Annotated in this window: 12 protein-coding genes and 1 pseudogene; all 13 read left to right on the forward strand. The window is 57.9% G+C overall.

From position 1 onward, the window contains the following. The first annotated feature begins 8 nt into the window (after positions 1-8). The 13 genes and pseudogenes from nusA to HPY71_02045 all read left to right on the forward strand — a co-directional run bounded on the left by nusA (position 9) and on the right by HPY71_02045 (position 12183). Positions 9-1097, forward strand: a pseudogene (gene nusA, locus HPY71_01985) (transcription termination/antitermination protein NusA). Between the two features lie 445 nt (positions 1098-1542). Continuing rightward, entirely contained in the window at positions 1543-1845 is a 303-nt protein-coding gene (locus HPY71_01990) for a YlxR family protein (GenBank protein ID NPV52276.1), read from the forward strand. Positions 1846-1863: 18 nt separating this feature from the next. Beyond that, a complete protein-coding gene (gene infB, locus HPY71_01995) occupies positions 1864-4668 on the forward strand; it encodes a translation initiation factor IF-2 (protein ID NPV52277.1) in 2805 nt (934 codons plus the stop codon). Positions 4669-4680: 12 nt separating this feature from the next. After that, positions 4681-4962: a DUF503 domain-containing protein gene (locus HPY71_02000; protein NPV52278.1), complete on the forward strand. Its 282-nt coding sequence runs from the start codon at positions 4681-4683 to the stop codon at positions 4960-4962. Positions 4963-5042: 80 nt separating this feature from the next. Beyond that, positions 5043-5402, forward strand: coding sequence for a 30S ribosome-binding factor RbfA (gene rbfA, locus HPY71_02005; protein ID NPV52279.1), 360 nt, complete (start codon positions 5043-5045; stop codon positions 5400-5402). Next, complete coding sequence (locus HPY71_02010; protein ID NPV52280.1) at positions 5402-6457, forward strand: bifunctional oligoribonuclease/PAP phosphatase NrnA; 1056 nt, start codon at positions 5402-5404, stop codon at positions 6455-6457. Before rbfA ends, HPY71_02010 begins: the two co-directional genes overlap by 1 nt. Beyond that, a complete protein-coding gene (truB, locus tag HPY71_02015) occupies positions 6402-7466 on the forward strand; it encodes a tRNA pseudouridine(55) synthase TruB (GenBank protein NPV52281.1) in 1065 nt (354 codons plus the stop codon). Before HPY71_02010 ends, truB begins: the two co-directional genes overlap by 56 nt. Then, complete coding sequence (locus tag HPY71_02020) at positions 7450-8442, forward strand: bifunctional riboflavin kinase/FAD synthetase (protein NPV52282.1); 993 nt, start codon at positions 7450-7452, stop codon at positions 8440-8442. Before truB ends, HPY71_02020 begins: the two co-directional genes overlap by 17 nt. Positions 8443-8482: 40 nt before the next feature. Beyond that, complete coding sequence (locus tag HPY71_02025) at positions 8483-8692, forward strand: hypothetical protein (protein ID NPV52283.1); 210 nt, start codon at positions 8483-8485, stop codon at positions 8690-8692. Further along, the gene (locus tag HPY71_02030; protein ID NPV52284.1) at positions 8673-8894 is read left to right on the forward strand and encodes a hypothetical protein; all 222 of its coding nucleotides are present in this window, start codon (positions 8673-8675) and stop codon (positions 8892-8894) included. The genes HPY71_02025 and HPY71_02030 overlap by 20 nt, the downstream gene beginning before the upstream one ends. A 111-nt stretch (positions 8895-9005) precedes the next feature. Further along, complete coding sequence (gene rpsO, locus HPY71_02035) at positions 9006-9275, forward strand: 30S ribosomal protein S15 (GenBank protein NPV52285.1); 270 nt, start codon at positions 9006-9008, stop codon at positions 9273-9275. Between the two features lie 231 nt (positions 9276-9506). Beyond that, positions 9507-11675: a polyribonucleotide nucleotidyltransferase gene (gene pnp, locus HPY71_02040; protein NPV52286.1), complete on the forward strand. Its 2169-nt coding sequence runs from the start codon at positions 9507-9509 to the stop codon at positions 11673-11675. A gap of 304 nt (positions 11676-11979) precedes the next feature. After that, complete coding sequence (locus HPY71_02045) at positions 11980-12183, forward strand: 4Fe-4S binding protein (GenBank protein ID NPV52287.1); 204 nt, start codon at positions 11980-11982, stop codon at positions 12181-12183. Positions 12184-12206: the final 23 nt, after the last annotated feature.

Raw genomic sequence — 12206 nt, forward strand, 5'->3', positions numbered from 1 at the left:
GAGGGTTCATGGACGTCAACGTCGAGGTTGTAGAGGCGCTTGAACAGCTTGAAAAGGAAAAAGGGATTTCCAAGGAAGTGCTGCTTTCTGCAATCGAGGTTGCTCTCGTATCGGCGTTCAAGAGAAATTATGGATCAGCCCAGAACGTAAGGGTCGAGATAGATCCTGTTGGCGGGAACATCCGCGTGCTTGCAAGGAAGAATGTGGTTGAAGAGGTGCGCGATCCCAGGATCGAGGTGTCCCTCGCTGAGGCCGAAGCCCTAGACCCCAATTACGAGGTGGGCGACGTCATCGAGAACGAGGTGACTCCGCGGGAGTTCGGGAGGATCGCCGCCCAGACCGCCAAGCAGGTGGTTGTCCAGAAGATTCGCGAGGCAGAGCGTGGCATCATCTTCGAGGAATACAGCAACCGCGAGGGCGAGGTCGTTACAGGCGTTGTGCAGCGTCGCGAGCAGCGCAACGTAGTAATTGATCTGGGCCGTGTAGAAGCTGTCATGCCGCCGAACGAGCAGACGCCTGGAGAGCCCTATAATTTCGGAGATAGAATCAAGGTCTACATCGCTGAGGTCAAGAAGACCCCCAAGGGTCCTCAGGTAATAGTATCGAGGACTCATCCCGGACTCGTAAAGAGGCTTTTCGAGCTGGAAGTGCCCGAGATCTATGATGGAACGGTGGAGATCAAGGGCATCGCCAGGGAGGCGGGTATGCGGTCGAAGATTGCCGTCTCCTCCAGAGATGAGAATGTTGACGCTATCGGCGCCTGTGTGGGACCCCGCGGTATGAGGGTCCAGAAGGTTGTAAATGAGCTCAGGGGGGAAAAGATAGATATCATAGCATGGGACCCCGTCGCCGAGAATTTTGTCGCCAACGCCCTGAGCCCGGCCAGGGTTGTCAACGTCAGGCTCGGCGAGAGGACGAAGACCGCCAGGGTTATCGTTCCTGACAACCAGCTCTCCCTTGCCATCGGCAAGGAGGGCCAAAACGCTAGGCTTGCGGCCAAGATGACCGGGTGGAAGATTGATATCAAGAGCGAATCTCAGGCTGCAGAGATGTTGTTTGAGCCTGCCCACAGTATTGAGGATGTCGAGGCGGAATCCGGGATCGCATCCGGCCCCGAGACCGGGACCGGGCTCGAAGCCGGACCCGGAGCAGTCCAGGAACCGGTAGCCGGACCTGTGCCCGAGCCCGAGCCCGAGCCCGAGCTCGAACCTAGATCTATGCCCGGATTCGAATTTGAATCTGAGCCCGGGCTTGAACCTGAACCTGAACCTGTATTTGAACCTGACCCCGGACCCGCACCCGGGCTCGGATTTAAGCCCGAACCCCCCGCCGTTGAGCCCGCGCTGGAGCCTGGGACTGCACCTTCAGAATCCGAGGTTGAGCAGGCGACCTCCAAGAAGAGGAAGCGGGGCAAGAAGGGCGGCGACGATATCGATCTTCTGGAAGATGGGGTCAGAAAACGCAAGGCTCGCGCCCGGACTAAAGTTAGAAAGCTCGAACTCGATCTTGATGACGAGTTCGACTTCTGAAAGGTGAGAGCGTATGGCGAAGTCCAGTAAAGCGCCTAAACTTCGCAAGATCCCCCAGCGTATGTGCGTGGGATGCCAGCGGGTGCGCCCCAAGCGGGAGCTGGTGAGGATCGTGAGGACCCCTGCGGGGGAAGTGGAGATCGACCCTACGGGGAAACGTGCCGGTCGGGGAGCCTATATCTGCCCTGATATCAATTGCCTGAACATCGCTGTGAAGAAGGATAAGCTTGATAAGGCTCTCGGTCACGAAGTATCAAGAGAAATCGTGGAAAGACTCGAGGCACATCTCTCCGGAGGTAAGAGTGGAGAGGATTAATTCAGAAGCACGGGGGTGATGTGTTTGGCGAAAATTAGGGTATACGAACTAGCAAAGGAACTTGGTAAGAGTAGCAAGGATATCCTGCAATTGCTGGCGGACTCGGGCGTGCCAGGCAAGAATCACATGAGCGCCCTCGAGGAGAATGTTGCCAGGTTCGTAAGGAACAGATTTGCCGAAAGGGATGGAAAGGCCTCGGGCCAGGCCCGGGCTCAGACCCAGCCTCAGACCCAGGCTCACGCTCAAGCTCGGGCTCAGGCCGAGGCTCAGGCTCAGGCTCAGATCCTGCCTCGACGGGCTCAGGATCAGGTTCGCCCGCCGAGGCAGCCCGACATGAGACCGGGGCCTCGCTCGGCTCATCCGGGGTCTCACCAGGCCCAGGCCAGTAGGAGCTCGTTCTCGAATAACTACAGGAGCGGGCGGGATTATAACGGGCGGCGCGATAGGCGACAGGGTGCGCCAGGCGCACCAGGTGCGCACCAGCCAGGCGCATATCATGGCTCACGCCCAAGTTGGCAGAGGGATGCCAGGCAGCCGTCAGCCGCGACCAGGCCGGCGCCAGCGGGCGCTTCCCGGCCTGGATCTGGGTCAGGGCCAGGGGTGGCGCGTGGGGATCGCGGCGGCATCGTCCAATCCCAACCCCGGCCCCAACCCGCCCGGCCCGCTTCTGCGCAGGCCAGGCAGGGAGCACGAGGAGTGGATGTCCCCGGGCGGCGACCGGGAGTTGCGCCTGCCGGTGGCAGCAAGGAGCAATTGGCCAGGCACCCTGCAGGTGCGGCTGCGACTAGGCCCGCGCCGAGGCCGGAAAGCCGGGTCGAACCCAGTCCCAGGCCTGAGCCAAAACCTGCGTCAAAACCCGCGCAGGCACCTGCCGCGGCTGCACCGGGTGAGCCAGCCGCAAGGAAAGAAAAGGCCGGGGATAAAGTTATCCAGCTGGCCCAGGTGAGGAGCGGCAAGCGAGAAAGCCGCACGAGCGAGAGGATTTCACGTGTGGCAGTCGAGAGGGGCGAGGTAAGGAAGGCTGTACGCCCGCTTGTCCCGACGCGCAGGAGAGAAAAGATCCAGCGCGAGAAGAAGGTGGCCCTGCCCGAGACGATAATGGTCAAGGACCTCGCGGCAAAAATGGGGGTCTCTTCGTCTGACGTTATAAAGAATCTGCTCGAGCTGGGCGTTATCGTGAATATCAACCAGGAGATAGATTTCGATACGGCGAGCATCATTGCCGACGAGTACGGCTTCGATGTGGAGCCGGAGAGCAAGGCCGAGGCGCGCGAATTCGGCATCGAGGATACTGAGGATGATCCGGCATCGCTGGTGATTCGTCCCCCTGTGGTTACAATCATGGGGCACGTTGACCACGGAAAGACCTCCCTTCTTGACGTCATCCGGGAAACCAACGTTACGGCCCAGGAGGCTGGAGGCATAACGCAGCATATAGGGGCATACCAGGTTGAATTGAACGGCCGGAAGATAACCTTTATTGATACCCCGGGTCATGAGGCGTTTACGGCCATGAGGGCGCGCGGCGCCCAGGTGACGGATATCGCCATCCTTGTCGTGGCTGCCGATGATGGCGTAATGCCTCAGACTGTCGAGGCTATAAATCACGCCAGGGCAGCCGGGGTCCCGATAATAGTGGCGATCAACAAGATCGACAAGCCCAATGCCCAGCCTGATCGCGTCAAACAGGAGCTTTCGGAGCATGGCCTTGTACCGGAGGAGTGGGGTGGGGATACGGTTTGCGTTGAAGTGTCCGCCCTCAAGCGCATCGGCATCGAGGGTCTGCTCGAAATGATCCTCCTTGTTGCTGATATGCGCGACCTCAAGGCAAATCCCGACAGGCCGGCCAAGGGCACGGTCATCGAAGCCGAGCTTGACAAGGGACGCGGCCCCGTGGCTACGGTCTTAATCGAGAAGGGGACCCTTAACATCGGGGATTCCATCGTTGTCGGGGATGTGGCCGGTCGAGTGCGAGCTATGATCGATGATAAAGGTGAGTCCGTGAGGAAGGCCGTGCCCTCCATGCCTGTCGAGGTGCTGGGCCTGTCGGATGTGCCCAAGGCCGGGGATATCCTGCAGGTCGTTCCCGAGGACCGTCTTGCCAAACAGCTCGCGAACCGGCGCCAGGAGCGTAAGCGCGCCGAAGATATCAGCCCCGCAAGGCGTATAAGCCTTGACGACCTGTTTGACAGGATAAAAGAGGGGGAGGTCAAAGAGCTTAAGCTCATCATAAAGGCCGACGTCCAGGGCTCCGTGGAAGCCCTCCGGCAGGCCCTCGAGAGGCTCAGCACGGATGAGGTGAAGGTCAATATTATCCATTCCGGCGTCGGGGCCATCACGGAGAGCGATATCATGCTCGCGTCCGCGTCATCGGCGATCGTTATCGGCTTTCAGGTTCGCCCGGATGCCAATGCGAAGAAGATGGCCGAACGTGACGGTGTGGATGTCCGGCTCTACAGGATCATCTATGACGCCACCGAGGATATAAAGGCTGCCATGGAGGGCATGCTCGAGCCCGAGTATCACGAGGTTGTAATGGGGAAAGCCCAGGTGAGGGCGACGTTCAAGATACCCAAGGTTGGGATGATAGCCGGGAGCTATGTGGAGGAAGGCAAGATCACCCGCGATGCAGATGTGCGGGTATTGCGCGATAATATAGTTGTCCATGAGGGTAAGATAGAATCCCTCAAGAGATTCAAGGATGACGTCCGCGAGGTCTTGCAGGGGTTTGAATGCGGAATCGGGTTGCAGAACTTCAATGATATAAAGGAAGGGGATATCATTGAAGCCTTTAAGCTGGAGGAGTCACATCGCCAGCTTTAGGAGAGGATAACCATGATGGTTGGAATCATGAGGGTGGAGCTCTCCATAGGCAAGGCAGCCTCCCTTAAGGACAAGCGGCGCGTAGTGAAGAGCATTATCGACCGCTTTCGGGTAAGATATAATGTAGCGATAGCAGAGGTTGACAACCAGGATGCGTGGCAGAGGGTGACCCTTGGCCTGGCTTGCGTCTCAACCGACGGTCGCCACGCGAACGAGATTCTATCATGCATCGCGCGGGATCTCGAGCGTGACAGGGAGGCCACCCTCATCGACTATAGAGTGGAGATCATTTGAATCATTTGAGATGATGCGACATGACGTGCTGGAATGGCGTGAGAGCGTGAGATGACGTGCGCGATTTGCGGGGTGATTCTGTGGGTGAGCTTCGAAGGGAAAAGCTTCGCGAGTTAATAAAAGAGGAAGTTAGCAGCATACTACGACGGGAGATGAAGGACCCGAGGATAGGGTTTGTGACCGTTACAGACGTGGAGATATCTTCCGACCTGAGTCACGTCAAGATATATGTCAGCGTCCTCGGGGATGAACCTTCCCGTGAAGAGACGATGAGGGGCCTCGAGAGCGCCACGGGTTTCGTCCGGAGCGAGCTTGGCAGGCGCATCCGGTTGAGGCATACCCCGGAGATTGTTTTTAAATTCGATAGCTCAATAGAGCGGGGCGCCAAGGTTCTCGAGCTCTTGGACAAGGTCAAGAGGGGCGAGGAGGCAATAGACTGATGATCTGGGCAGAGCAAGCGGCGAGAATACTCCTGGGGGCGAGGAGCTTATTAATAATGTCCCATATCTTCCCCGACGGTGACAGCATCGGCTCCCTGCTGGCCCTTGGCCTTGCCCTAGCTCGCCGCTCCAGGGAGGTAACGCTGGTATGCCCCGATGATATCCCGGAGACGTATGCCTTCCTCCCCGGCATCGAGGGTATTTTGACCGTGGAGGGTGCGCGAGAGCGCCTGTCCGCCGGCCGTAATGTTGATCTTGTAGTCATACTCGACTCGAGCGATCTCGAGCGGATAGGTAAAGGCGCTAACCTGATTCCCGAGGATGCATGCGTGGTCAATATAGATCACCACGTTACAAACAAGAATTTTGGGGCCCACAACTTCATCAAGGTCGAGGCCGCGGCGGTCGGCGAGCTGGTCTATGCCCTGCTTCTTGCCCTCGGGACTGATATAGACAAGGATATTGCGACTTGCCTTTTGACGGCTCTGATCGCAGACACTGGTTCGTTTCGCTATTCGAACACCACAGCGGAAACCTTTGATATCGCGGCGAGGCTGGTCAAAAGGGGCGCCGAGCCCGCCGTTATAGCGGAACACGTTTTCGAGACCAAGCCTTTCTCCAGCTTGAAGCTCCTCGGCAGGGTGCTGGACAACCTCGAACTCAGCCCGGATGGGCGTGTGGCTTGGGTCAGCCTGCCTCACAGGCTGCTTGATGAGTTCCACGTGAACGAGGCGCAGACTGAAGGGTTTGTAAACTACGCCCGCATGGTTGCCGGCGTTGAGGTTGCGGTGTTATTTCGCGAGGAGGCCAACTCCAGGATCCGGGTTGGCTTGAGGTCGCGCGATCGTTTTGATGTAAGCAGGCTGGCGCAGAGATTCGGCGGCGGGGGACACGCGAAGGCTGCCGGGTGTACAATTGAGGGAGACCTTGAGCACGCTAAACAGCTGGTGCTGGAGGCCATCGCTGATGAGCTGGGAAACGAACCAAGAAACAACGGGAATGAGACTGGTGGGATCCATGCAGAAGAGGCAGAAGGACGTGTGCGAGGGCGCTGATGGAATCCTGGTTGTCCTGAAGCCGCCCGGCATGACATCCCATGATGTTGTTGCATGGCTTCGCAGGCTGCTAAGAATTCGGCGCATAGGCCACACGGGCACGCTGGACCCGCTGGCAGCGGGGGTATTGCCCATTCTGGTGGGCGGGGCGACCAGGGCTGCCCAGTTTATGGCAACAGAGCTTAAAAGCTACAGGGCGGAAATCCTTCTCGGCGTGAGCACTGATACCCTGGATTCCGCCGGGAAGGTAACGCGCGTGACCCCGGGGTTTTGTATCGACCGCCGCGCGCTGGAGCGAACCCTGAGGTCGTTCACTGGGAGGATAAGCCAGGTGCCCCCCATGGTATCCGCGGTCCACCATGAAGGAAGGCGCCTCTACGAGCTTGCGAGGGAGGGCAGGACCGTGGAGCGCAAACCCAGGCAGGTGGAGGTGAGGGAGATTAGAGTGGTGGGGTTCAGGGGCCTTGCCGGCGCCCTTGGCGAGGGCGACGCTGGCGGCGTGGTCGACCGTGATCCCGGCGGCCCGAAGCTGGTATTTGGAACCAGGGTCATGCTCGATATTGAATGCTCCTCTGGAACATATATTCGCTCCCTCGCATCCGACATAGGCGATGCGCTCGGGATAGGGGCCCACCTCTCATTCCTGGTCCGCACGGAGGCGTGTGGCTTCACACTTGTCGATGCGGCCACGCTGGAGGAGATCAGAGAGAGTGTGGACCGCCTTGGGCGCCTGGAAATGCTCCTACCGACAGCCTCCGGCCTGCGTCATATCCCCGGGGTGATGTTGCCGGAGGAGGCCGTGATGAGGGTCTTCAATGGAGCTTCCGTGTCCGTCGAGGGTCTTCGCGATTATGAGCCCGGGGCGCTGGTGAGGTTGCATGCCCCAGACGCTTCTCTGATCGCTATTGCAAGGGTCTCGGCCGCGGGTAGAGGTCCAGGCATGGTAGCCAGGCCCGTTAGGGTTTTCCCGGATGCTGGGAGGGTGGGTTGCCGTGGATTTGATCACTGATCTCGAGCAGGTTGCGCCAAGGCTTGGCCTTGGGCATTCATCTGTAGCATTGGGCATGTTCGATGGTGTGCATAGGGGGCACCAGGCGGTGCTCCGCCGGGCGGTGGCGCGCGCAAGGGCAGAGCGCCTGATTAGCGTGGCTTTCACTTTCGACAGGCACCCATATTCAATCATAGCCCCCGACCGCGTCCCGCCATTGATAACCCCAACCGAGGAAAAGGCGAGGTTGATCTCGGGCCTGGGGTTGGATGCAATGGTTATCTACCCATTCGACGAGACGTTTGCAAATATGTCCCCCGAGGATTTTGCAGCCGGTATCCTCAAAGGCTGGTTGAGGGCCTCCAGGGCCGTTGTGGGTTACAACTATACCTTTGGCCGGGGCGGGACAGCCACGCCCGAGCTCCTCAAGGACCTGGGCCGGACCCTCGGGTTTGGCGTCGATGTTGTCGGTCCGGTAAACCTAAATGGCATGACAGTTGGGAGCACCGAAATCAGGGCTCTCCTCCTGAGTGGCGATGTCAGGTCTGCAGCGGGGCTCCTGGGCAGGCCCTTCTCAATCAGAGGCAAGGTTGTCAAGGGTTACGGGCGCGGTAGCGAGATGGGCTTTCCGACCGCTAATATCGCCCCGCCTATGGGGGTTCTCATTCCGCGTGAAGGGGTTTACGCCGTCCGCGTCCTGGCCGGAGATGGGCAGCAAGAGCAAATCGGGGTGGCGAATATTGGTTTCCGGCCAACCTTTGGCGGCAGGGAGAGGACGATAGAGGTCTATATCCTGGATTTCAGGGGCGATATGTATGGCTCAGTCATCACCATCCTATTCATCGACCGCATCAGGCCTGAGATCAAGTTTGACAGGTGGGAGAATCTCAGGGCCCAGATAGATCGCGACGTGGAGGTTGCCAGGTCTATCCTGGGGGATCGTTCCAATTCCCTCGATTCCCTGAACCAGGTCATTTACAAGGATTCCGGTTTATGATAGAATAGTGCCAGCGAAATCGGGAGGCGCTCAGGTCGCTATGCAATCTAGAGCTTGCCAGGACGACGAAGCCCTCAGGGACGTAGCCATCAGGGTTTCCTCCATATGTTTGAGCCCGGAGTTCAACGATCTGTGGAAGGAACTCGAGGCCCTATACGATCAGTCGGGCGACAGGCACCCTTCTGTTACAGCGTTTGCGGATGCTCTTTTTACCCTGTTGCTGCAGGAAAATGAGGATCATCGTGAGTGAGCACGCGAAGAAACGCCTGAAAGAGGATCGCCAGGGCGGTATTACCCTGGCCGATATCAGTCGCGCTGCGAGCAGCTTCCCGGGTTATATCCCCCGGGCCACCAGGCTGCGTGGGTTTATTACGGCGTCGGGGCGGGCTTTTGACCTGGTCGCCAGGGATGTGACAATCGGGAGATTGGTGATCACGGTCATAGGCAGGTAGCGGTGAGCAGCCAATGGCGAAACCTCAAGCTAGGGTGGCCGAGCCTCCGACGGCTCCGTGGCTTGAGGAGTTGCTTGAGGATATAGAGACGAAACAGGAGGTGTAGAGGCGGTGGCACTACCGTCAGAGGAAAAGAAGTCTATTATTGGGCAGTACGGGTTGCACGAGAAGGATACGGGCTCGCCGGAGGTGCAGGTTGCGATCTTGACTGAGCGCATTAACGACCTCACGGAGCACCTTAAGGAGCACAAGAAGGATTTCCACTCCCGCAGGGGGCTCTTGAAGATGGTCGGGCAACGGCGGCGACTGCTCAATTACCTGCAGCGGAAGGACGTTGAAAGATACCGCACGCTTATAGAAAAACTTGGGCTGCGTAAGTAGCAAGTGGGGAAAAACGGCGGGTCTTCCGCCTTTTTTCTTGTATGTGCTATTCCTTGCGGGATAGGCATTGCACGCAGGTCGCAGGTATTACGCGTGAAATATATAATTAATTACACACATGCATTCTCACATGCATCAATGTATCATGAAGTGGGAATGCAAAGCACCGGGTTGGAAAGACTAGTTTCAAGGTATTTCTAGGAAATTAAAGGTAAAGGGGGTTTTAATTCAATAATGGAACATAGCCTGGAAATGATTCTGGGCGGGAGAAAGCTGGTCCTGGAGACGGGCGAGATGGCCAGGCAGGCAAACGGCTCTGTCCTGGTAAGGTATGGAGACACGGTGGTCCTCGTGACGGCTTGTGCATCCAAGGAGCCGCGTGAAGGCATAGACTTTTTCCCGCTGGTGGTTGATTATGAGGAGAGGCTTTACGCCGTGGGAAAGATTCCGGGGGGGTGGATCAAGCGCGAGGGCAGGCCGAGCGAGCAAGCCACTCTCTCTGCGAGGATGATAGACAGGCCGATAAGGCCGCTTTTCCCAAAGGGCTTCAGGAACGATGTGCAGGTTGTGGCGACTATTCTCTCAGTCGAAAGGGATAATGTCCCGGATATACCCGCCCTGATCGGCGCATCGGCGGCGCTGACGATCTCGGATATACCCTTTGCGGGTCCCATAGGCGGGGTCCGCGTGGGCAGGGTGGACGGTGAGTTTGTGGTCAACCCCACCTTCGAGCAGTCCGAAAAGAGCGACATCTACCTGGTCGTCGCAGGCACCAGGGATGCCATCCTTATGGTTGAGGCCGGTGCGAACGAGGTGACCGAGGAGGGCATGCTGGATGCCATCATGTTCGCGCACGAGAGCATAAAGGAGATTATAGATCTCCAGGAGAGGCTTCGCGAAGCGGCCGGGAAACCCAAACTCGAGGTCCCGCTCTACGAGGTCAACGCCGAGATCGAAGCCAGGGTGCGCGCTTATGCGTCGGACAAGCTGAGGGATGCGATAAGGACGGATGATAAGCTCGCGCGGGAAGATCTCATAAATGCTGTAAAGGACGAGACTATCGAGAAATTCAAGGAAGAGCTCGGTGACGACTTCGAAACCTACGAGATCGATGTGCGCACGGTCCTGGACGCGATTGTGAAGGAAGAGGTAAGGTCCATGGTCCTCCACGAGGGCACGCGACCGGATGGGCGCAGGCTTGAGGAGATCAGGCCGATAACATGTAAGGTCGGCCTGCTGCCGAGGGTACATGGATCGGGGCTCTTCACCCGCGGCCAGACCCAGGTGCTGACCAGTTTGACCCTGGGGGCCATTGGCGAGGAGCAGATGCTGGATGGCCTCGGCGAAGAGGAGTCCAAGCGATATATGCACCACTACAACTTCCCGCCATACAGCGTCGGCGAGGTGAGGCCGATACGCGGAGCCGGCAGGCGTGAGATCGGCCATGGGGCGCTCGCTGAGCGGGCTCTTCTCCCTGTGATCCCGCCCGAGGAGGAGTTCCCGTATACGATAAGGCTTGTTTCCGAGGTCCTGGAATCGAACGGGTCAACATCGCAGGCGAGCGTGTGCGGGAGCAGCCTCGCATTGATGGATGCGGGCGTCCCGATCAAGAAGCCGGTCGCGGGGATCGCCATGGGCCTTGTGAAAGAGGAGGACAAGGTGGCGATCCTGTCAGATATACAGGGGATCGAGGATGCCCTCGGGGATATGGATTTCAAGGTTGCAGGGACTCGCGACGGCATCACGGCCATCCAGATGGATATAAAGATCAAGGGCATATCCAGGGATATCATGAAGGAGGCGCTTGAAAGGGCTCGCGTCGGCCGGCTGTTTATCCTGGATAAGATGGCGGAGGTTATAGCCGAGCCGAGGAAGGAGCTATCACCCTATGCGCCGCGGATGATCACCATGGAGATCGACCCCGAGAAGATACGGGATGTCATTGGCCCCGGCGGCAAGATGATACGCAAGATCATAGATGAGACTGGCGCCAAGATCGATATCGAGGATGATGGCCGCGTATTCATCGCTACACCAGATGAGAGCGCCGGTAAACGGGCACGAGAGATAATCGAGACCCTGACCCGCGATGTAGAGGTCGGCAAGATCTATACGGGCACCGTTACACGTATAATGAACTTCGGCGCCTTCGTGGAGATCCTGCCCGGTAAAGAAGGGCTTGTACACATCTCCGAGCTCGCCCGAGGGAGGGTCAACAGGGTCGAAGATGTGGTCAAGGTGGGCGATACCATATTGGTCAAGGTCACCGAGATAGACAGGCAGGGTCGTATAAACCTCTCCCACAAGGATACCTTGCCACAGCTCAATGATGAGGAAAGGGAGTCCGCACACAGGGGTCCAAGGTATGGCGGCGAGCGAAAGAGGATCGCAAGGCGCTAGTGACGTGGACCTGCCTGAAGCTGGTCGAGGACCTATAGATGCGGACCTCTAGATGCGGCTGGAATATTGCCAGCCGGGATATTGTGTGTAAAAAGAGAGGCCAAGGCCTCTTTTTTACATTTCAATGGCTGTTTTTAGTACCTACTATTAATATCTACCCTTAAATAATAGTAGACGTCTTCGTGGGTAGTGCGATATACTTATTGTAGCGCACAGATTGCAGGCACAGATTGCAGGTTTAGGGTGCGAATTGCGGGATGCGAGGACACAGGGCCCGGAGGTCGGGTGAAGGGAGTCCGGTAGCGTGGCTAGAATCAGGATCGATGCCGAAAGATGCAAGGGCTGCGGCTTATGCAAGGAGTTTTGTCCCAGGGGGATCATAACTTTAGCGGAGCATTTCAACCGCATGGGTTATCACCCGGCCATTGTGAGCGACCTGGAGAAGTGTACAGGTTGCGCCGCGTGCGCCAGGATGTGCCCGGATGTTGCTATAGAGGTATATAGGTAGAGGGTGTAGGTAGAGGGGGCAGG

It is taken from the genome of Bacillota bacterium, assembly GCA_013178125.1.
Lineage (GTDB): Bacteria > Bacillota > SHA-98 > Ch115 > JABLXJ01 > JABLXL01.

Bases quoted from the DNA above. Each gene is read 5' to 3' on its own strand.
- HPY71_02000 (NPV52278.1), top strand. From the start codon at position 4,681: ATGATGGTTGGAATCATGAGGGTGGAGCTCTCCATAGGCAAGGCAGCC.
- HPY71_02030 (NPV52284.1), top strand. From the start codon at position 8,673: ATGAGGATCATCGTGAGTGAGCACGCGAAGAAACGCCTGAAAGAGGAT.
- HPY71_01990 (NPV52276.1), top strand. From the start codon at position 1,543: ATGGCGAAGTCCAGTAAAGCGCCTAAACTTCGCAAGATCCCCCAGCGT.
- HPY71_02010 (NPV52280.1), top strand. From the start codon at position 5,402: ATGATCTGGGCAGAGCAAGCGGCGAGAATACTCCTGGGGGCGAGGAGC.
- HPY71_02025 (NPV52283.1), top strand. From the start codon at position 8,483: ATGCAATCTAGAGCTTGCCAGGACGACGAAGCCCTCAGGGACGTAGCC.
- infB (NPV52277.1), top strand. From the start codon at position 1,864: ATGTGTTTGGCGAAAATTAGGGTATACGAACTAGCAAAGGAACTTGGT.
- truB (NPV52281.1), top strand. From the start codon at position 6,402: ATGAGACTGGTGGGATCCATGCAGAAGAGGCAGAAGGACGTGTGCGAG.